This window comes from Pedobacter zeae (assembly GCF_014196715.1).
Classification (GTDB): domain Bacteria; phylum Bacteroidota; class Bacteroidia; order Sphingobacteriales; family Sphingobacteriaceae; genus Pedobacter; species Pedobacter zeae.
In genome coordinates this window covers 686,925-706,766 of record NZ_JACIEF010000003.1, presented here as the reverse complement: position 1 = coordinate 706,766, position 19,842 = coordinate 686,925, and the positions used below count along the sequence as shown (strand labels likewise).

The following is a 19,842-nucleotide window of genomic DNA, read 5'->3' as shown; positions in this document are numbered from 1 at the left end:
GTAACTGAAAATCTTGAGCAGGATGGTGATAAAGTGAATTTTGTCTTTATATTTGCAGCCTCGAAAGAGACAAGAGGTTCGAACGTTAAGAAGAACAAAAGGAGTGGTAGTTCAGCTGGTTAGAATACATGCCTGTCACGCATGGGGTCGCGGGTTCGAGTCCCGTCCATTCCGCAAGAACACAAGATGCAACCTGCTAAATCATTGATTTTTAGCAGGTTGTTTTGTTTAAGTCTTATTTTTCTGGCGTTTTTGATCGTTGATAAGCTCGTAAAGCACTGTCTTATTGATAATTATGGGTTCGAGCCCCGTTTATTTGTCTCCATTCTCAAACTGCCTATCTTGCTCATTAGCCTCTCGTAAAGAAATATCAACTATAATTTTGGCGATAAATTCAGTAAAGCAAATTCTGTGTCGCTAAACTTTTGTTCGTTAGCATTTCCCGGATTTACTTCAATTGATCCCAACAATAGTGAAATGGGCATCACCTTCTTTTTTAACCATCAGATCGAGGTGTGTAAATGTGTATACCCGTAAAATCAGGGGTTTTTGTAAAGCTCGGAATGCCAATTCTGTTAAGAATGGCTGTGGTCACTTGGGCGGCCTTAAATACTTGCTCCTGAAATTGGCCACGCTGAACTCGCAATTTTAGGAATTGGATCAGCAAAATTAAGCGCAATTCTTTACGCTTTGGAACTTGGGAGAAGGGTGTTTAATGCTAAAGGGTTCTGCTGGCTTCTTTTTTATCGTAGATAAATAATTTTTCTCTAACTTTAATGCAACCGATGTTAACGTATAATTAATATTTACTTCCGCTTTTGATATTCAAACAACAATTTAAATGAAAAGCACGCAAAAGATAATACCCCTTCTAATTCCCTTTATTTTCTCTTTCTTATATTCAAAAGCGCAGCAGCAAAAAATAATTGATGTACATATCCATTGCTATGATAGTAACCGTTTTAGTTATCCTGCACCAGACATTGCCGGAGTTCAAAGTTCAAAACAAACAACTGAACATTTTAAAGACACCTATGCAGCTTTGCGCAGGACAGGGGTCGTAAAAGCAGTAATCAGCGGGTCTCCTTCGAGCGTAGCGCAATGGGTTAAAAACGATCCGTCTCATATGTTTATTCGCGGACTTGCAATAGACTCTCCCGGCGATTTCGGCATTGACACTGTCCGTTTTGAGCAAATGGTAAGGAAAAAAGAAGTAGAAGTGTTTGGCGAACTGGGCCCTTATTATTCAGGCACCACTTTGGCTGACAGCGTGTGGCAACCGTACCTGCGCATCTGTGAAAAATATAATGTTCCCGTTGCCGTTCATGAGGGCGGCGGTCCACCAGAAACGCCATATCATGGGTCCCCAAGAGCTCGGCTGGCCTTAGGTGACCCTTTCCTGATAGAAAGTGTGCTAGTAAAGTATCCTAAACTCCGGCTTTATATGATGCACTCTGGCGAGGTGTGGTATGAACATGCTGTGAGATTAATGCAGATGTATCCGAATCTTTACTCTGATTTAGGTGTGCTTCTATGGGTTTCACCGCTCACCCAACATTACGCTGTCGAATTTTTAAAGCTTGCAAAGACGGACGGCAGCTTAAACAGGGTAATGTTTGGCAGCGATCAGATGGTTTGGCCGGGAGCTATTGAAAAATCAATTCAATTTTTAAATAGCCTTGATTTTCTTACTAAAGAGGACAAGCAAAATATATTGTACAATAATGCTGCGAGGTTTTTACAATTAAAAAATTAAAAATCTTTAAGCAAGAATTTCTCGCTGCTTAATGTTCAAAGCGTCTTAAATATTTATTTCACGATAAATAAATGAGCAGTTAATTGTTGGAGACCAAATATAGTTCTGTGTTGGCCAAAATCAGATTTTCAGGTCATTTAGAAATGTCAATAAAGGTATCAAGGGTTCGATTGTACTCCCACCCAGTCCGCAGAAAAGTACAAGTTGTCAGAAATGTCGCTTGCACCTTTTTTGTGTAACTCTTTGCCTATTATGTTGATATGTAGAGGTACATTGTTAATTCTGGTGGTTCAATAATGTGTTTAATTCCTCCATAATATATACCTTAAAAGATCTCCAATTGCAGGATAAGGGGGTATGCTTAACTTCTCTACAGACCGTTCATATGCGATGGAGGCTTTGATACCTCATCCGCAGGCGGCTATACCATAATAATAACCGTTTCTTCCCTTCGAAAGCACTTCCTTTTAGGATTCTTTCGCATTAAGAATATTTAAGAAAACCTTCTAATGGTAACTGATCATAAATGGAGGGCCTTTCAAAAGACTGGGCACACCTGAAGACATAATATATTTTTGCCCCGCTGAATGATTATGTGGAGTTGGATGCGCCCGGCTCACTAGCGAGGATTTCGCTCGAACCTGCCTCATTGTTAAATCTCTTTATCCAGGGAGTTATTTCTATCCTGCTGCGTTCTAATCAAGCTAAAATTTAAGGGTTTGTTAATGGTGGGGTCTAAATGCAGATTTGCCTTGATTTGCCGAAGTAATTCAGGGATTTGCATACATATCCGCGATCTGGCTTACCGATCTTTGGAATTATGGAAATAAAACAAATTGCGCTGGGCAACCAGGGATTGGTTGTGCCGGTGATCGGCCTCGGCTGTATGGGTATGACCGGATTTGAAGAAGGGCATATGTACGGCCCTGCGGATGAACAGGAAGCCATAGCCACGATCCATCGTTCGCTGGAGCTGGGCGGTAATTTTTTGGATACAGCCGACCTGTACGGTCCGCTGAAAAATGAGCAACTGATCGCCAAAGCGATCAGTGGTAAACGCGATCAGTATATTTTGGCTACCAAGTTTGGCTGGGAAATCGACGATAAGAATAAAGTAACCTGGGCCATCAATGGCAAGAAAGACTATGTAAAGAAATCTTTAGAACGTTCTTTAAAGAATCTTAATACCGATTACATTGATCTGTATTACCTGCACCGCCTGGATAAAAATACGCCGGTTGAGGAAACCGTGGGAGCGATGGCTGAATTGGTTAAAGAAGGTAAAGTAGGTTATATCGGTCTGTCGGAAGTATCGTCTGCAACGGTAAGGCGCGCACATGCCGTGTACCCGGTCACCGCCGTGCAGAGTGAGTACTCCTTATTTGAACGGACGGTGGAGGAGCGTAGGGTGCTGGCAACATTAAGAGAATTGGGAATTGGGTTTGTCGCTTACTCACCGCTGGGCCGTGGTTTTTTGTCCGGACAGATCAAAACCATTAATGACCTGCCGGAGAATGATTTTCGTCGTGGCATACCGCGTTTCCAGGGCAACCACTTCGCCAAAAATATCGAGCTGGTGAAAGAGATTGAGGCTATGGCTGCTGAAAAACAAGTTACATCATCGCAATTGGCGCTGGCCTGGATCATCGCAAAAGGTATTGTACCAATCCCCGGCACCAAACGCAGGAAATACCTCGAGCAGAATATTGCAGCAACTGAAATTCAGTTGAGTGAAGCCGACCTGGCACAACTGGAAAGCATTGTGCCTTTGGGTACAGACACCGGTGCACCTTATGACGAGTTCAGTATGGGTTTAATTGATTAATTTTGTTTATGAACGCCATTAACTCCATATCAGAATTTCACCGCTTGCTGTCATTGCCCGAACCCCGTCACCCCCTCGTGAGCGTGATCAACCTGGAGGAAAGTATTTTTTTGGAAAACGAGATTTGGAAAGGTTTCGTTAACCGCTTTTACTGTGTGGCGCTTAAACGCAATGCTAAAGGCAAGATCAGGTACGGACAACAGCATTATGACTACGATAAGGGCGTACTAAGTTTTACTGCACCGAACCAGGTGCAACAACTAGACCTGCAAAATATGGAATGCGGGTCTGGTTATCTCCTGATCTTTCATCCCGACTTCCTGTTGCAGCATAGTTTGGCAAATCATATTCATCATTACAGTTTTTTCGATTATGCAGTTAACGAAGCGCTCCACCTATCGGCCGGGGAAGAAGATGACCTGATTACCATCCTTTATAAAATTGATAAGGAGTGCCGGCATATTGATAAGCATACCCAGGAGATCATCCTAACGCAGATTGAGAGTCTGCTGAAGTACTCCAACCGTTTTTATGAGCGGCAATTTTTGACCCGAAAGAATAATAATTCGGCCCTGCTAACCAGGTTTGAGCAGTTGATTGATGACTACTTTAATAGCGACGTACCGGGTTTGCTCACCGTGCAATATATTGCTGCCCAGATGAATCTGTCGCCGAACTATCTGAGTGATTTGCTTCGGGTGCATACAGGACAGAACACCCAGCAGCATATTCATGAAAAACTGATCGCGAAAGCCAAAGAAAAACTTTCTACCACCCATCTTTCAGTTAGTGAGATTGCCTATGCCCTGGGTTTTGAGCACGCACAGTCTTTCAGCACTTTGTTTAAAAAGAAGACGAATTTATCGCCGTTGGAATTTCGTCAAACTTTTAACTGATCATCCAATATAAAGCAACGGATTTTTCTGGCTATGTGACCATATCTTCCGTCGATGATGGTCAGATCGTTTGGAATTAAATATGGCAGAGGGTCAGTTGGTGTGCTTATTTCTCCTTAATCAGTTTTAAATTATTTTAATCAATCCTTTTAGTTTAGAAAAAATTACAAGGCCATTGTATTATCAATAATAGATTGTATGGTGCTCAGATGGTGTTCGTCATGTCCCGCTACAAAATACATTAAGTCAACAATATTCATTGGCTGATTTAACCGCGGGTGGATACTTTTCTTCAAAAGGTCTTCTTTGCTCATTCCCTGTAGTAATGAAATTGTTTTCGCTCTTTCATCACCCAGACGTTTAATAAGCTCACCCAGTACTGATTTATTGAAAAAAGCCTGATCGGTTGCAGTATTATTTAAATCAGCAGGAGACATGTCCGGCTTTCCATCCTTTATATCCTGAAACCGCCTGCGCCAGAGGTCTTCTAAAAGGATCAAATGCCCAACGTTTTCATTTACTGACCATTTACCGTTGGTTTTTATGGTTGCAATTTTTTTTGGACAAGTTTCAAGTAATTGATTTAAAACAGCAGGAAAATGCTCCATCCGGCTTAAAATACCGTCAAACTGTACGATGTCAATGTTTGCATCGAATTTTCGATCAAACCATTTTACAAAAGGCTTTTCTATCATTTTTCTAAAATTTTCATAATTTTAAAGAGCCATGTGCAGAATGGGGTAATTTTTACCCGATCCGTCTTTTTCTGATCTCCCTGTTTTTTTAAAGCCCAATTTAGTGTAGAAACCAATGGCCTGGTGGTTTTGCTCATTAACATCAACCCTTGTAACCCCATGTACCTCTTTCATAAAAGAGAACAATTTCAGCCCATAACCCTTTCCACGGTATTCGTTATGGATAAAAAGCATTTCCAGGTTTCCTTCTGAAGCAGCTGCAAATCCGATTGGTTCACCCTGATCGATCAGCAGGAATACCTGAAGCGCTGGCAGGTAGTTTCTTGGGATAATTTGCCTGTAATAACTAAAATCTTCCTCAAGAAGAAAGTGATGTGTAGCGATAACCGCAGATTCCCAGATTTCCATGATCCGGATATAGTCTGCGGGAGTTGCGAGCCTGATCTGTTGTAACATACTTATTGGTTGAATTATAGCTGTTTAAATATTTACAGATGGTTTTCCTGATGCCATGGTATAGGCTTCTTTCAGTACCTCCGAATAGGTAGGATGCGCGTAACATACCGAAGCCATATCTTTCGCTGTGACCTCGTATTCCAGGCCAATAACTGCCTGTGCTATTAAATCTGCAGCCCTGGCACCTATAATATGTACACCTAAAAGCTCTCCGTATTTAGGATCGGACAGTACTTTTACGAAACCATCTGTTTCCATTCCTGCCCTCGCCCTGGCATTTACTGCAAAAGGAAATTTCCCGACATTATACTTGATTTCCCGTTTTTTTAATTCTTCTTCTGTGGCTCCTACTGAAGCAACTTCCGGCCAGGTGTAAACTACCGACGGGATCCGGTCATAATTAATATGCGGTTTTTGGCCATCAATTCTTTCAACTACAAATACGGCTTCTTCTTCCGCTTTGTGGGCAAGCATAGCGCCACCGATGACGTCGCCAATAGCGAAAATGTTTGAGGCGGTTGTCTGGAGCTGGTCATTTACCTTTACCGTGCCATTGGTATTCAATTCTACATTGGTGTTTTCTAAACCCAGGCTATTCACGTATGGCTTTCTGCCAACGGCGACTAGGATATAGTCTGCGGTCAGCTCTTGTTCGGCACCCTGTTTATTTTTAAAATACACTTTAGCTTTATCCCCAAGGTTTTCGGCTTTGTACACTGCCTGCTGTAGCTTGATTTCTACCCCTTCTTTTGTCAGAATTTTTGTTAATGTACTTCCCAATTCCTGGTCCATCGCAGCAATCAGATTATCAGCATATTCTAATATAGTCACTTTTGTCCCGATTCTGTTAAAAATAGAAGCCATTTCTACACCGATCACACCACCGCCAATGATAATGATGCTTTTCGGTTTTTCTTGCATGGCCAGGGCTTCGGTAGAGGTGATGATCCTTTTTTTATCAATGGTAACTCCCGGAATAGTTGCCGGTTTTGATCCGGTAGCAATAATGAACTTATCCGATCTGATAAAAGTTTCCTGCTGTTCGGCATTTATAATTTTCACGAACTCATTGTTGAGAAAAGTGCCTGTGCCTTGGAAAACTTTGATCTTATTCTTTCTCATCAGGAAATCTAATCCCTGTGTATTTTTAGTCACTACATCGGCTTTACGTTTAAAAACCTGTTCGAAATTAAGATGGAGATCAGAAAATTCAATACCGTGATTTTCAAAACGCTTCAGCGCATCTGCATAATGATGTGTGGTATCCAGCAAGGCTTTGGTAGGAATACACCCCACATTGGTACAAGTGCCTCCTAATGTGCTGTATTTTTCAATTAACGCAGTTTTATAACCCAGCTGGGCACTTCTTATCGCTGCTACATATCCGCCCGGACCCGACCCGATAACGGTAATATCAAATTCTTCCATTTTTTCTTTTCTATATTGTTGAAAAAAGACCAATCGGTCTTTTTATGGGTAAAAAAATTACACTTTAAGGTTTTTAATTAATTTTTCGAGGAAAGACATGGCTATTTTAAGCTCTGTCATATGGTTATTGACCTTTGCCTGCATAAATGCGCCTTCGATCATGGAAATCATGATCACCGAAATTTCAGTTGCATCAGTATCTTCTTTTATTTCTTTTCTTTCGATACCCCGTTTTATTTGGTTTACAATAGCGGTTTTCCAAAGTCCCAGCGCTTTTTGTGCTCGTTCTTTTAGTTTCGCATGGGTATCATCAGCTTCTGTAGCGGTATTTAAAATCGGACAGCCAGCTTGCAAATAAGGGTACCTGAAATAGTTCTTATATGTTTGCGGGTAAACGAGCAACCTTTCTATCGAATTCTCGGTAGCTAAGATGCGTTCTTTCATGTGCTGTGTTACCTTACCGAAATTATGATCAAAAACGCTTAGTGCAATTTCATCTTTGTTCTGGAAATTACCATAAATGCAACCTTTGGAAAGTCCGGTGGCATCCATTAAATCATTGATTGATGTTCCCGCATAGCCTTTCGTATTAAAAACCGGTGCAGTTTTCTCAATAATAAGCCGTTTGGTATTTTCAGACTTGGTCGTTTTCATCACAGATGAAATTTTTAATTTCCTCCAAAATTATATAAAAAATAAAACAATCGGTCTTTTTTTAAAAATTTTTACGGGTTAATGATAAGTTGCCATACCGGCTGAAGCCCTTTTACCTGTTTGCCGATTTTTTCTTCAACAGTTCTTCGTACGCAGGTCCTTCGCGTTTTTCTACGCCGTCAGAAATTTTTATTCCGGCTTTCTCCAACTCACTGATTAATCTTTTATCGAAATCAGCGATGTATGATGCAAATGATAAAGAATCTTTTTCTTCCGGAATTTTTTCAAAAGGAACATGCGGTTCTTTAAACCTGTGCAATAGGGCTTGAGTACTGTCGTTACCTTCTAAAAGAAGCGAGTCGCCGTAGTCTGTAATCTTGGCTACATAATCTTTGGTAAGGTATTTTAAGGAATCATTTTCTATTTTATATGGAAGCTTAAAGCGGCCGACTTTCTGATTATAGAAAACTACATATTGCGAATCGATATCAAATTCGCTATATCCATTTGCCATCGAAAACCGGTGCCATTTTCCGGTCAATGATTTTTTGTTTCCACCTATTTTTTTTGGACGTGACGAATCGCAGGCAGAAAGGATAAGAATAAAAAAAGCAAAGAAATAAAGGATGAATCTCATGATAACAAGTTGTTAATGATTAAAAAAGTACCTGAAGTACATACTACCCGGCAATAAGCCGGGCAGTATTGTGGTTGTGAATAGCTTAAACAAATGTTTACTGTGCCCAAATGGTGCAGTTAATATTGCCATTTGTATTAGTGCCCCATGTTTCGGCAACCATAATTGCAGGAATATTTAGCTGGCCAAGCGTATATCCTAAACTTTGCCATTTGTTATAATGGTTGGCAAAAGTAATCACACGGTTTTGCCCGGTTGAAACCTTTGTAACCCTGGAGCTATAAATCTGCCTGAAGCCATCGCCACCATCGATATTTTTGCCCGTCATCCATCGGGTCCATACGTTATAACCGGCACCATCGCTTTCAAACGTGCCCAGATAGGTACCGGTATGAGGAGAAACCGCGCCCCAGGTTTCATTTACATAATACTCGTAATAAGGGCTTCTGCTCCATCCGTACCAGCCAAAAGTACCACCACCGGAGTTGGAATAAGCACCCAGGTTATACCCTATTTTATAGGTGCTTGAGCCCACTGAATACCCTTTACCGCAAGTAAAATTACCATTAAACCCGTTCCAGTTAACGCTGTAATTGCCCCCGGTACCATTGGCGTAATTAACAGTACCGGTTGCGCCATCACTTTTCCAAAGCGACCAAAAGAAACCGTTATGTGTACCCGATTGGTAGGTTTCTACCGTGGCTGTTTTAGTAGAAGGGGGCGGAGCAGTAACTTCCCCCGGTACCATTTTTTCGTCTTTTTTACAGCCTGTTAAACATACGGCGCTTGCAAACAATAGGGTTGCAGCCGCAACAAGGGTAACCTTCCTGGTTACACCTGTCAGTGAATTTGGTGTTTTCATATAAGATTTATAATTGGTTAGGGAAGCAAAATAACCGTATTTAGTGCTCTAATACGGCTAATAATCAGCAAATTATCTTATACAAATGTTCAAAAAGTCATGCTAAAATGACTTTTATGTGTATGCTTATAAGGTATTGATTCGTATTTAAACGACTACAGTATAGACTGTGTTGCTTTTTTGCAATAAAACGTTCAAAGGGCTCCCGGTTTCGCCCGGAAGTTTTACCGTCTTTTCAGGAAAGAGAACAAGCCGCCAGGTTTCCATTCCTTTTTCCTTTTCAACGCTTCTTCGTTGTCAGGTACTACTTTCAGGATGTTAATTACCGTTCCTATGGCCGCATCGGTTTCGCCGGCTGCTTTGCAGGCATCCGCATACAGTAAGGTGGCCCGTAACCTTAAATCGTCCCATTTCCAGCCATTTCTATCATAGCAGGCTACTACCGCCAGTGCAAAGTCCATGCATTCATCCCATTGCTCCAGGGCATAGCTGCATTGTGCCAGGTTTATATTGGCATCACAGATCGTGCTTTCCTGGGTTTCAATTCCTGGCTGGCAATTATCAAGCAGGTTAATTAGATTTTCTTTTGCGCTAACATAATTACCCAGGTACAGGTACGACATGCCACGCATATAATGCACTTTCTGAACCGACTCCATTGTGATCGCTGCGCCTTTAACTGATTGATAATTATCGGCGCAGGCAATGCACTGCCGGTAATCTTTCAGTTGAAAGTAATTCTGCATCAGCATATACCATGACGAATTATCGTCGGGATTTTTATCCAGCTGATCCTGCCATACCTGAACTGCATTTTCAAGGCTGTCTTCACTCAAAAGTTCCTGTCGTATATTTTGTATAACAATATACCTTTGACTTAATAGAAACAGGTACTGCCCGGTAAGCTCACTTTGATGGGCTGCAATAAAGGTGTTATATTCCTCTTCTATTAAATTTAAAAGGTTGCTTGCTTGTTCTTTCCGGCCCAAGGCATAGCTTGCCTCAAGCTGCTTACCTTTCAAATCTATATAATCTTCAAAACGGAGGTACTCATCGCTATAAGTGCTTGCCTTTTCGGTTACCTCGATCACTTCTTCATATCTGTTAAGTGCCAACAGGGCAGTGGCCAGCGAAGATAATTGTTCCCAAAAGGGCGATAGGCTATAACCCAGTTGATGCACTTTCACAGCGGTTTCATATTCGCCCAATTCACTTAAGGCTATGCCATAGTTGTTGCAGCACATGGCGAAAATATGTGGTTCATTGTCGGCACCATTTCCCTTACCGTTATAGAAGTAATCATAAAAGCTGTTGTAAGAAATTTTATAAAAATTTGCCCTTATTTTTAACAGTTCGCTGGCAGTGTCTGCTTGGCGGATATTACTTTCTGATTCTTCGAAAAAGCTCACTCCTGCATTATAATACATAACCGGAGAGTCGACCGGCCATTTTTCTATTAACGGCAGCTGACCCTTTACGCGGTAAGTTACCTCGATAAAGCGTTGCAGGCCGAGTGCCAGGCCACCATGCGCTAAACTCTCTTGTAGGTAAAAAAGTGCTTCCCCATAGCTTTTGGTTTCGTACAATGCAGCACCGGCATAATGATAAGGGATAAACCAATCAGGAAATACCTTTATGTAATCCAGGGCAAAATTCAACATGTCAACGGTATCATATCCAAGCTGCGTTTGATATATTTTACGGCCAATAAACATCGCATATATAACCGGTTTGTTAATGATACCCCTTTGGGTCAGTTCAGTTAATCGGTCATATAATGCCAATAGCTCCTCATCCGCATCGGCATTGCTTGAAAAAAAGGCTATCTGGGCCACCTCGCCGCCAAATTCATACTCCTGGTGATCAATCGCAAGATTAGCGATCAGGATATAGGTGTGTACATCCTTATACCGGTATACCAATCCTTCTTTAAAAACCGCCATCGCTTTGGCACGGTCATTTTTATGGTAAAGGTAAAGATCTGCTTTTCTTGCATATAACTCACCCAGCTTCAGATCGGTTAAACTGCGGTTTTCAATACCATGTGCCTGGTTTAATTTAATTAAAAGCTCCAGATCATTCAATGCATTATCTATTTCGCCTGTTTGAAAATAGGCTTCCTGCCGGTATGTAATGGCTTTAATCCGTATATCCAAATGCTCCGAGGCGGTCAATTGCGTACAATAGGATATAGCCTTCGATAAATTAGTACCCGTTATCATAATACTGATATAGGCCAGGTATAACATCGATTCTTCATGGGTGGGTACTAAACCCAGCAATTGTTCAAAACTGTTGATGGCCATATCCAAAAAATTATTATCGCTACCCTTATCAAAGGATAGTTCAAATGCGCATTTTGCCTTAAGCAATAGGCCATCGTGATTTTGAGGATTCACTAACAGGAAAAAATCGGTGGCTTTAAGGCATTCCAGCAAATTGCCTTCATTGTAAATGGATTGTAGATGTTCAAGATCTGTTTTGTTTTGTTGTTGCATAGGTTTCTAAATGGAATATTGATTCCGGAATTGTCCGGCTCAAACATTTTTAACTGTAGGTATTATTACAACAAAATTATAGGCACACCTTACCCTAACCTAATTTTGGCATTCTACAGAATGTCTACCTGAATGCTTAAAGTATCTACATAACATCTACACATTTACGATTGAGGTTTTGTTCTTTTTTTGATGGCCCTTTTTTACCATTTCAGCGCAGTGGTGATACGCAAAAACCACCCGGTTGTTGTTTTAGATACCAGGCGAATCAATTCTTTAACGATTTTATCCTGGCCGCCCAAACTTTCGGGAATTAAAAAAGCTGTACCACCGATTAAGTGGTACAGCTTCGTTATAAATTTGCTCCGAGAAAAAATTTAATCAAGCAATGTCCAGGTTTTTCTGGCTTGTACCTGCTGTACAACCTGCTGTTCGGCAACTACGATATTTTCTTTGCGTTGGCCGATGTATTCTAAACCACTCAATTTATTCCATAATGCTACGAGTACATTCATGAACTCGCTGGCCATTACCATACTGTTGTTAATCTGTTTATGGTCGTAAACCAATTCGATGGTTTTGGCTAAAAGTTCTTCAAAGTTTCCAGGCGTTACATCTTTCCATTCGTAGAAATATTTAAGCAGCTCCTCTCTTTCACGGGGATCGATCAGTTTTATGGCGGTGAAAAAAATGTGTGCTAAACTCGAGAAATAACCGGCCAAAACTACCGGCGATTCGCGGTAGGCAATATTTCGGTATTCATAAAATAATCCTGCAATGTAATCTACAATCTTCTCTGAAATTAAACGGATGTTCTTGCCTAACGGCGTTATATTGTCGCGCCCTCCCGTTTTATCAATAATTTTAAAGGCAGCCAACTGTAAATCGTTCAGTAATACACTGAAAGATTCGTAATACCTGATCAATGCAGGGTGGCTCGTTATCGTTGAGCTGGGTGGGATATAGTTAGTGTTAATCGATAACCTTCCGTTTTCGTAATACACCTGCCCGATAGTCAGAAAGTAACTGTCAGTTGTTTGTGTGCTTACTTCGTTTTCAGGTAAAACAGCAATCGAGTAATGTTTGGCCAGTTCGGGATAGCGGATCGGGCTCTCCTCCGGATTAGGCATACCTGTTGGTACGCGGTTATACGGGTTAACCACCAATAAGATCACATAGTTGCGGGGCTCTGATTGACCAAAATAATGGTTATGGACCAGTGTATCCATGTTATCAGACTGTACAATATCAATGTGGCAGCCCTCGGGGGTAATGGCATTACAGTACCTTACCCTCACTTCGATATGATTGGTTGCCTTTTCTATAATTTCGATATCGTGCGAGCTTTTATAGCCTGCAAAAGGCGGTAAAAAACCGTAATTGCTATTGTTTAAATGAAGGGAAGCAGCATCGCGTACAAAGTCCTGCAGGTAGAGATCGCTCAGTGTAAAATGATCACTGGAGAGCTTCATGCCATTGATCCAATTGATGGATTTATATTTTAGCGGCTTTATCATGGTAAATGTTTTTAGTATAGATTAGATAAAGATAGCACTTTCTCCGACCTCGTTAGGCTTATTTATATTTTCAGACACGCGTTTTGCATAAATCGTCATTTTTTCTGTAATGCCATTTTCTATAATATCCAGATCAGGGTCTATAAAGATATTACGTTTAAAAAAGGAGGTCTTAATAAAGAATATCCATTTGTAATTCTCATGGTCATCGCTTTTATACTCAACCGGGCTTTTGGCAAACTTCAGATTATAATCGTCAATAAACTTGTGGAACCAAATGCCGAAATTCATATTTTCAACCGCTTTAACTTTTACTTTAAGCGGCTCGGGGTCGGTACTTTTTTTATATAACTCCAGCTCCAGTACCAGTAACCTGTTAAAATCCACATGGTCCATATTGATGTCCAAAGGGGTGTCAGGATATCTCCAGATCTTATAGATTTCGGAAGGGATGCCAAGCAGCGAAACATAGGCCCACCAGAAAATAAGCGGAACAAAGAACCAGGTAATGCTACCGGCGCCAAACCACCCGAAATTTACCGAGCTTAACCAGTTAAAGGCCAGCTGAAATAAATAAGCCGCCAGAATAGCCGAAACTAACGTGGCGAAAAAGATAAAAACCTTTCGTTCCAGTACATCTTTAGGGTAGTATTTTGTTAACAGGTAAACGAATACGGCACCCGTTAACAGGTAATAAATGCAGCAAATAATATAGCCCCAGGGCATAAAATTAAAATTGAGGAAGCCCAGAAAACCCGGGATAGCCAAAATAATGCCGATGAGCAGAACACTTACAATGAGTTTTTTGTTGTTAAGAAACTGGTTTTTCTTGTTGATGATAGATAGTACCGCCGTTGAGACCAGGAAGATCAGCGGAAATAAGAGAAAACGAATAAAAAATGATTTAACGTCCATTAATTTTTATAGATGTGATGTATTGCAAATATAGTATCTTTAGTACTTGAAATAATCCTTATTTTTTCATAAAAAATTTAATCTATAACAAAATTGCAAGCTTAAAGTTTAAATGAAAAAAGAAACTTTTATTAATAACGAACTCTTTACAGACTATAAGGCTGTGGCGCACGCTGCCGACCTGATCGAACGCAAAGTTATTGACGCCGATAAGATCGAAATCATCCCGATTGGGCCTGATAAACGGGCTTTTGCAAAAGATATAGACCATACTACTGCTTATTATTCGGAAAAAAGAAGGCACGAACGCATCCGTATCACCACCAACCGCGAAGGCTTGTATGATATGCTGCCTGAAGGGCTTTTCCATCGCCCGCCAACCGGCAGTGCAAGCATGGATGAGGAATCCATGATCAAAGATATCAGGGACAGGAGGGAAGAAGAAAAGGACGCCAGGTTGTTTTTTACCCCTTTTGATGCCGAAATTAATTATGTGAGGATTATGACCGAGCTATATGAGAATATGCTCGATAAAAAAACAACTTATTCCGATTTAAGCCAGATTTTTGAATTTGGCTGGGATGAATTTAGTTTACTCAATAAAGAACAGAGCATCATTTGGATGCACCTGCTGCCCGAAATCCAGCAGAAAAGAAACGATATCGCTTTTGTATCCAAGGTACTGACTGCATTGTTTAACCTGCCACTTACCATAGTAGATGCCACAGCCAATATTGCACCCGTAAAAATTGCCGAAGAAATGCAAATGCAATTGGGCGGAAGTGCGTTGGGCATCGATACCATTATAGGCGATAGCTTTACTCCGGAACATGAAGCTTACAATATCAATATTGGGCCAACCTCGCCACAGGAACTGGTTAAATTTATCCCCGGGCAAAAAAACAGGGCCATTTTGGATATGGCCATCAGTTATTTAATGCCTGTTGATGCCGAGGTTAATGTAGAACTTTTAACTGCACCCGATTACCAGGAAACGATATTAAGCGAGCACGGCGAAAGTGTTTATTTGGGATATACCGTCTATCTTTAATTAAATCAAAAATTCGCCATTGCGAATTGGAGTGCAAAGCATTGTGGGATTTAGCGGGTAGCCCTCTTCATTTTATGGTGTTCGATTGAGGTGGCGGCCGTACTTAAACTGTTTTATACAAAGCAGGTTTCAGCAACATGCGGTAATGCACATTCATCGTACTTCTTAACTTTAATTTTGCCAGGGTTAAACTCAACAGTTCTTCCCAATCCTGTGCGCTAAGATTAAGCTGGTCTGCCGGTTCGATCACGATATCGGTAGTTTTAATAAAGCCCGCATTCGGTTTGTTGTCCATAATCAGCCCCTTGGCTAACGTAATGTCCTTTAATTTGTTACCCAGTTCATAGCGGCAAAAATTGATCACATCAGCCTTCGTGATAATCCGGTCGGCAGTGGTTAAGCCATATTTATAGGCCTGTACCCGGTTGGTTGCATTCAGTTTTGAGCGGCCACCTTTGGTTTGGCTCAATAAAAAGATACTCTCCGCATTTACCTTATTATTATCGTAAACCGCCAAGCGGCTTCCCGCATTGATGTGGTTAGCTTCTTCTGCCTGTGTAACCCATATATCCAGAAATAAAATATCTGCATCATCAATCGGTTTGAGTACGATATAGCTGGGCAGCTCCTTAATATCTTTCAATGCCGAGCGGCTTTTTTGTTCGATGAGGGCGATGTTCTGTTCCAGGTTTTTAAGAATGGTACTTAAAAAGTCTGGTCCGTAGGCCGAAAAGGCTGCTTTTTCATCCCTTAGCAATTCAAAAAGATAATCAACCAATTCCTTTGCATTCCTGGTATCAAAACGTTCGGTACCACCATACCGGATCGAAAACGAACCATCTCCTTTTTCATTCTCGTTGGTGTAAGGAATTTCATTATAACTTTTGCCTTTATTATCTCTCAGATTTTCTACTGCAAGCATCTGGTCTGCCGATTCGGTTTTAATCGGTATAATATTATTCATGGTTTTAAGCCGGTGTTTAATCTGGCTTAACCTTTTATTTACCACTGGAAATGCATTCATATAAATATGCAGTTCGTTCAGCATTTCCTGATTGATCGCTGCCGGGAAAACCACTTTCAGCCATTTCACTTTTTCGTCGATCTGGTTGAGCGCAGCCGGCTGAAAAATGTTTGCAAAAATGGGTGGAAGTTCTTTACCCTCATCAATGCTAAAATCATTCAGGCCTCCCAAAGTCACAAATCTGTTGCTGTAAAACTGTAAAACATCGGCCTTAATCAGGTGAAGTAGTTGTTTGTGGCGGAAAGGTGCTTCTGTTTTGCCTGTTAAGGGCTCATCCATAAAGCGTTCGGTGTAGGCTGTAAGTTCATTGTCTTTGTAGAACCATCTGCCCAGTGATAACAGGTAGTAAGTATTTTCAGGTACCGAATAATTTTTCCAGTCAAAATATAAGTTCAGCTTGTTAAAATCCATCCAGCTTTTCAGGCCCTTAAAGCCGATGTATACAGTGTTTTTTTCAATAGCTGTACCCGGTAGCGTATTTAACCTTGGCTGTTTACTTGATTGTTCTATATCAAAAAATGTATTTCCGGTAACGATATATTTTATCGATGCATGGTGAACTTTTACCGTATGTAGCGGGCTAAAGAAAATGTCGGTCTTTTTGGTCTTATCGTTTTCCTGCTGAATGTTTTTCTTAAAGGCAAACTGCGTATATGGCGAAAGGTAGTCTTCTTCTTCGATCGGGCTGGCATGGATAATGGCATGGGCAGGTAGCGAGGAAGTTAAATGATCGGGGGCTAAAATGCGGCTGATTTTATCGAAGATCCTGTTCTCGAGGTTTTTAACATCGTTGGCTACATTAAAAAGCTCATTGCTTAATGCTTCAATAATTAGCTTTACAAGGGGATCAAATTCATGACTATCCTTAACATTCCAAAAATCTTCGGCATTTTTTATAATTCTATTGCGGATTTCATCTTTCGATGAGTAAAAAACTGGCTTCATGTGTAGAAAATTTGGGGCGTTTTGGTTTAGGTTGATAGCGGGCTAAGGAATAAAGCCGTATTAAAAAAATATTTTTCTCCTGTAGTTTTTATTAGTGCCCTAACGCTAATATCCACCTTTTTTTTAATCTCCGTTATCTTGCGCAACGGATATACATTTTCTACTTCGGTAATGCGTACTTCTACTTCAGTATTGTATATCCTGAATTCATAATCAGTAATCGATTTTAATAGTGATTTGCGGAATTTTTCCTCCCAAATGCTTTCACTTACAATTAATTCAAAATCCAGGTCCCATATTTCGCAGCCAAAATCGTTATGATACCGGTGCTCTCCATAGCGGGTAAAAATAATCAATTCGATGTGGTTGGAAATGGATTTTCCGAGGTCGGTTGGCTGGAGGCCATTGCCAGCGAAAATAGATTTAAATCGGAAAGGTTTGTTAAAAAAAAAGTCAGACATCGATGTTTGGCTTAAAGTTTGTTAAAAGTAAAACAAATAATATCGTTTTTATAACCAAACAACAAATATTAAAAATTGTTATTGTACAATGTGAATTTGGAAAAGTTTGCATGATTTTTAGGTGAACTTAATCTCAAATTAACTATTGTAAGTAGTACCATATGAAAAAATAAACCCCTATGAAACCCATTAACGCCATCGAAATTAGGAGTGCTTATACTAAATTCATCTTAAACTTTGCATTTTTAACGATTTTCTCCATTCTGTGCATTTACCTCTTTTTTGCCGCTTCTGATTACGAATACGCACTGCTTGATAAAAAAGTAAAGGAAACTGAAAAACTCTCCTATCTGCGTAAAGATATTAATACAAATTTCGATCTGATTCAGGTTCGTTTTAAAGAGCTCGCCCTCTACCGAGATTATAATGCGAACGAAATGAGTAAGCAGAGTATCCTGCTCAATGATATCCAAAGTGCCAACAACAAAATCAAGGAGCTGATCTCTAAAAAAACGGAAAATAGCCCCAGCTTCGATTTGTATGCAAAACTAAACAATAATGTGGGGGCCATGGCCGACTTACAAGATTCGCTGATTAAATCGAGAGGTGATATCCAAAGGTATAAAGAACAGATCAACGATTGCCAAAGGATAAACCAGGCAGCAGCAAAAAAAATTAGGAACGGACAATTTGGTCGATAACAGTAATAGAGAATTATGATAAAATTAAGTATAAAAGAGCGACGCGAACAATTTTTGTTTTTTACAGCACTGTTTGTTTTTACCGTTGGGCTCTTAAGTTTTGGAATTTTTTATAGTGATACCTCGCGGTATGAAATCTCTAAAGAAGAGCTCGAGGTTAAGATCAGTGAAAACGAAGCATTTGAAAACATGGTGAAAGAAACTTCACCAACAATTGATACTACCTATAAACAGATTACCCGCTATAATCCTAATGTACAGGCTGTTTTTCTGAAAAACGATATCCAAAATTCATTAGGATCAATCAGAGCGGCTTTTGACCGTAAAGCCTCAGATTCGAGATACAAGATCTTCGTTCAAACCGCCCAGCTTTACGACAGGTTATTTTACGACAGGCAAGAACAAAACAGAAACATTACAGATATAGAACTGCACAAAAGACAATTAGACGATTGTATTACCAACAGGCGTCAGTTACAGCAAACTATATCTGCCAGATAAATATAAAACTAACACCTATAAAAAACGCTACCTATGTCAAGCTCAAACACCAAGCAAGTTAATTCAAATTCGCAAGGCTACGTTATTCTCTACATTCTACTCGCTGTACTGCTTTTAACCGGCCTTATTTTTTTGTTTAAGAGTTCAATATTTGAAAAACGAACCATTGATGCGAGAATCCTCAAGGATGAAATTTATTTAAATGAAGATTTAGTATTCACCGATAATACGCCAAAGGCTACAAAATGGTTATGGGAGTTTGGAAATGGTGAAAAAGCAACCACTAAAACAGGTTCTTATCACTACACCAAGCCCGATACCTACATTGTACGTTTAACTGTTGATGGAGAACTGCGCCAGGAATTCCCGGTAACGGTAAGGGATACCGTGCATACTCCGGTGGTGGATAGTGTACTTACCATCAGCGGGCCAACGGCAGGTTTGGTTAATGAAGAAATCAGGTTGGAAGGCGATGGCGAAGGCAAAGAATTTGAGTGGTCTTTCGGCGAAACCGGCCGTGTGGATGTTAAAGGGAAAACAGCCCTTTATACCTACCGTACCCCGGGAAAATATGTGGTTCGCCTGCGCTCGGATAAAAGCCGTAAGCCTGCATTCTTAAACATCCTGATTACCGATCCTAATGCCGAAATCGTTCAGGACCTGGTTGCTCCGGGCGATGGGGAACGTAAAACCATCGATGATATCCGCGCACGCCTTCAGGCCATAGCTAACGGTGCCGATTTCAATTCCAACTATTATTACCTCATTAACAAATACATGTGCAGCAACGAAAAAGTAACGGTTAATGTAGAAATGAACGGGAAGAAAAAACAGACCGATATTTATTCGTATTGCATGGGCCTCACTTTTGGAGGCGAAATTGCCGTTGATGAAGCACAGTTAACCATCAAGCCAAACTCTACCTGTGCAAGTTTACTCAATATTAAACAACACTCAGCAACGGCACAGCCTGCAGCAACAACAAGTGCAGAGGCACCATCTAAAACTAAATAGTTTAAC

18 protein-coding genes and 1 tRNA gene are annotated in these 19,842 nt (G+C 40.5%); 8 read left to right on the top strand and 11 right to left on the bottom strand.

Features of this window, described 5'->3' with window-relative positions; genetic code table 11:
• Window positions 1–100 precede the first annotated feature (100 nt).
• The 4 genes from GGQ60_RS16110 (at window position 101) to GGQ60_RS16095 (ending at window position 4,477) form a co-directional block, all read left to right on the top strand.
• Window positions 101–174, top strand: a tRNA-Asp gene (locus GGQ60_RS16110).
• 667 nt (window positions 175–841) lie between these two features.
• A complete protein-coding gene (locus GGQ60_RS16105; RefSeq protein WP_183766301.1) occupies window positions 842–1,756 on the top strand; it encodes an amidohydrolase family protein in 915 nt (304 codons plus the stop codon).
• 820 nt (window positions 1,757–2,576) lie between these two features.
• Complete coding sequence (locus tag GGQ60_RS16100) at window positions 2,577–3,581, top strand: aldo/keto reductase (protein ID WP_183766299.1); 1,005 nt, start codon at window positions 2,577–2,579, stop codon at window positions 3,579–3,581.
• An 8-nt stretch (window positions 3,582–3,589) separates the two neighbouring features.
• Window positions 3,590–4,477, top strand: a complete 888-nt coding sequence (locus GGQ60_RS16095; RefSeq protein ID WP_183766297.1) for a helix-turn-helix domain-containing protein — start codon at window positions 3,590–3,592, stop codon at window positions 4,475–4,477.
• A 164-nt stretch (window positions 4,478–4,641) separates the two neighbouring features.
• Here GGQ60_RS16095 and GGQ60_RS16090 read toward each other — a convergent pair whose 3' ends face one another.
• The 9 genes from GGQ60_RS16090 to GGQ60_RS16050 form a co-directional block, all read right to left on the bottom strand.
• Complete coding sequence (locus GGQ60_RS16090; RefSeq protein WP_183766294.1) at window positions 4,642–5,172, bottom strand: DinB family protein; 531 nt, start codon at window positions 5,170–5,172, stop codon at window positions 4,642–4,644.
• 21 nt (window positions 5,173–5,193) lie between these two features.
• Complete coding sequence (locus GGQ60_RS16085) at window positions 5,194–5,628, bottom strand: GNAT family N-acetyltransferase (RefSeq protein ID WP_183766292.1); 435 nt, start codon at window positions 5,626–5,628, stop codon at window positions 5,194–5,196.
• A 24-nt stretch (window positions 5,629–5,652) separates the two neighbouring features.
• Window positions 5,653–7,056 (bottom strand): dihydrolipoyl dehydrogenase, encoded by a 1,404-nt coding sequence (gene lpdA, locus GGQ60_RS16080; protein WP_183766290.1) that lies wholly within the window; start codon window positions 7,054–7,056, stop codon window positions 5,653–5,655.
• 57 nt (window positions 7,057–7,113) lie between these two features.
• Window positions 7,114–7,710: a TetR/AcrR family transcriptional regulator gene (locus GGQ60_RS16075; RefSeq protein WP_183766288.1), complete on the bottom strand. Its 597-nt coding sequence runs from the start codon at window positions 7,708–7,710 to the stop codon at window positions 7,114–7,116.
• A gap of 112 nt (window positions 7,711–7,822) precedes the next feature.
• On the bottom strand, window positions 7,823–8,347 hold the full coding sequence (locus GGQ60_RS16070; protein ID WP_183766286.1) for a hypothetical protein: 525 nt from the start codon (window positions 8,345–8,347) through the stop codon (window positions 7,823–7,825).
• A 97-nt stretch (window positions 8,348–8,444) separates the two neighbouring features.
• Window positions 8,445–9,209: a glycoside hydrolase family 11 protein gene (locus GGQ60_RS16065; RefSeq protein ID WP_183766284.1), complete on the bottom strand. Its 765-nt coding sequence runs from the start codon at window positions 9,207–9,209 to the stop codon at window positions 8,445–8,447.
• A gap of 224 nt (window positions 9,210–9,433) precedes the next feature.
• Entirely contained in the window at window positions 9,434–11,707 is a 2,274-nt protein-coding gene (locus GGQ60_RS16060; RefSeq protein WP_183766282.1) for a tetratricopeptide repeat protein, read from the bottom strand.
• 377 nt (window positions 11,708–12,084) lie between these two features.
• Window positions 12,085–13,224: a hypothetical protein gene (locus GGQ60_RS16055; RefSeq protein WP_183766280.1), complete on the bottom strand. Its 1,140-nt coding sequence runs from the start codon at window positions 13,222–13,224 to the stop codon at window positions 12,085–12,087.
• A 21-nt stretch (window positions 13,225–13,245) separates the two neighbouring features.
• Window positions 13,246–14,139, bottom strand: a complete 894-nt coding sequence (locus GGQ60_RS16050) for a TssN family type VI secretion system protein (RefSeq protein WP_183766278.1) — start codon at window positions 14,137–14,139, stop codon at window positions 13,246–13,248.
• 112 nt (window positions 14,140–14,251) lie between these two features.
• Here GGQ60_RS16050 and GGQ60_RS16045 point away from each other — a divergent pair, with 112 nt between their 5' ends.
• Entirely contained in the window at window positions 14,252–15,190 is a 939-nt protein-coding gene (locus GGQ60_RS16045) for a type VI secretion system baseplate subunit TssG (protein ID WP_183766276.1), read from the top strand.
• A gap of 103 nt (window positions 15,191–15,293) precedes the next feature.
• On the opposite strand, the gene GGQ60_RS16040 is transcribed toward GGQ60_RS16045, so the two are convergent.
• Both GGQ60_RS16040 and GGQ60_RS16035 read right to left on the bottom strand, forming a co-directional pair.
• Window positions 15,294–17,159 (bottom strand): type VI secretion system baseplate subunit TssF, encoded by a 1,866-nt coding sequence (locus GGQ60_RS16040; protein WP_183766274.1) that lies wholly within the window; start codon window positions 17,157–17,159, stop codon window positions 15,294–15,296.
• 26 nt (window positions 17,160–17,185) lie between these two features.
• A complete protein-coding gene (locus tag GGQ60_RS16035) occupies window positions 17,186–17,620 on the bottom strand; it encodes a GPW/gp25 family protein (protein WP_183766272.1) in 435 nt (144 codons plus the stop codon).
• A 179-nt stretch (window positions 17,621–17,799) separates the two neighbouring features.
• Between GGQ60_RS16035 and GGQ60_RS16030 the strand changes: the two genes are divergently transcribed.
• From GGQ60_RS16030 to GGQ60_RS16020, 3 genes are read left to right on the top strand one after another with little or no spacing between them, the layout of a single operon-like run.
• Window positions 17,800–18,321 carry a type VI secretion system TssO gene (locus GGQ60_RS16030; RefSeq protein WP_183766270.1) on the top strand — a complete coding sequence of 174 codons (522 nt, stop codon included), beginning with the start codon at window positions 17,800–17,802 and terminating at the stop codon, window positions 18,319–18,321.
• A 15-nt stretch (window positions 18,322–18,336) separates the two neighbouring features.
• Entirely contained in the window at window positions 18,337–18,822 is a 486-nt protein-coding gene (locus tag GGQ60_RS16025; protein ID WP_183766268.1) for a type VI secretion system transmembrane protein TssO, read from the top strand.
• Window positions 18,823–18,855: 33 nt separating this feature from the next.
• Window positions 18,856–19,836, top strand: a complete 981-nt coding sequence (locus GGQ60_RS16020) for a PKD domain-containing protein (protein WP_183766266.1) — start codon at window positions 18,856–18,858, stop codon at window positions 19,834–19,836.
• The last annotated feature ends 6 nt before the right edge of the window (window positions 19,837–19,842 follow it).

What these genes read in the sequence shown, in the direction of transcription:
- GGQ60_RS16030 (WP_183766270.1), top strand. Translation starts at nt 17,800, where the DNA reads ATGAAACCCATTAACGCCATCGAAATTAGGAGTGCTTATACTAAATTC.
- GGQ60_RS16050 (WP_183766278.1), bottom strand. Translation starts at nt 14,139, where the DNA reads ATGGACGTTAAATCATTTTTTATTCGTTTTCTCTTATTTCCGCTGATC.
- GGQ60_RS16070 (WP_183766286.1), bottom strand. Translation starts at nt 8,347, where the DNA reads ATGAGATTCATCCTTTATTTCTTTGCTTTTTTTATTCTTATCCTTTCT.
- GGQ60_RS16020 (WP_183766266.1), top strand. Translation starts at nt 18,856, where the DNA reads ATGTCAAGCTCAAACACCAAGCAAGTTAATTCAAATTCGCAAGGCTAC.
- GGQ60_RS16065 (WP_183766284.1), bottom strand. Translation starts at nt 9,209, where the DNA reads ATGAAAACACCAAATTCACTGACAGGTGTAACCAGGAAGGTTACCCTT.
- GGQ60_RS16035 (WP_183766272.1), bottom strand. Translation starts at nt 17,620, where the DNA reads ATGTCTGACTTTTTTTTTAACAAACCTTTCCGATTTAAATCTATTTTC.
- GGQ60_RS16090 (WP_183766294.1), bottom strand. Translation starts at nt 5,172, where the DNA reads ATGATAGAAAAGCCTTTTGTAAAATGGTTTGATCGAAAATTCGATGCA.
- GGQ60_RS16025 (WP_183766268.1), top strand. Translation starts at nt 18,337, where the DNA reads ATGATAAAATTAAGTATAAAAGAGCGACGCGAACAATTTTTGTTTTTT.
- GGQ60_RS16055 (WP_183766280.1), bottom strand. Translation starts at nt 13,224, where the DNA reads ATGATAAAGCCGCTAAAATATAAATCCATCAATTGGATCAATGGCATG.
- GGQ60_RS16040 (WP_183766274.1), bottom strand. Translation starts at nt 17,159, where the DNA reads ATGAAGCCAGTTTTTTACTCATCGAAAGATGAAATCCGCAATAGAATT.
- GGQ60_RS16075 (WP_183766288.1), bottom strand. Translation starts at nt 7,710, where the DNA reads ATGAAAACGACCAAGTCTGAAAATACCAAACGGCTTATTATTGAGAAA.
- GGQ60_RS16105 (WP_183766301.1), top strand. Translation starts at nt 842, where the DNA reads ATGAAAAGCACGCAAAAGATAATACCCCTTCTAATTCCCTTTATTTTC.
- GGQ60_RS16045 (WP_183766276.1), top strand. Translation starts at nt 14,252, where the DNA reads ATGAAAAAAGAAACTTTTATTAATAACGAACTCTTTACAGACTATAAG.
- GGQ60_RS16100 (WP_183766299.1), top strand. Translation starts at nt 2,577, where the DNA reads ATGGAAATAAAACAAATTGCGCTGGGCAACCAGGGATTGGTTGTGCCG.
- GGQ60_RS16085 (WP_183766292.1), bottom strand. Translation starts at nt 5,628, where the DNA reads ATGTTACAACAGATCAGGCTCGCAACTCCCGCAGACTATATCCGGATC.
- GGQ60_RS16060 (WP_183766282.1), bottom strand. Translation starts at nt 11,707, where the DNA reads ATGCAACAACAAAACAAAACAGATCTTGAACATCTACAATCCATTTAC.
- lpdA (WP_183766290.1), bottom strand. Translation starts at nt 7,056, where the DNA reads ATGGAAGAATTTGATATTACCGTTATCGGGTCGGGTCCGGGCGGATAT.
- GGQ60_RS16095 (WP_183766297.1), top strand. Translation starts at nt 3,590, where the DNA reads ATGAACGCCATTAACTCCATATCAGAATTTCACCGCTTGCTGTCATTG.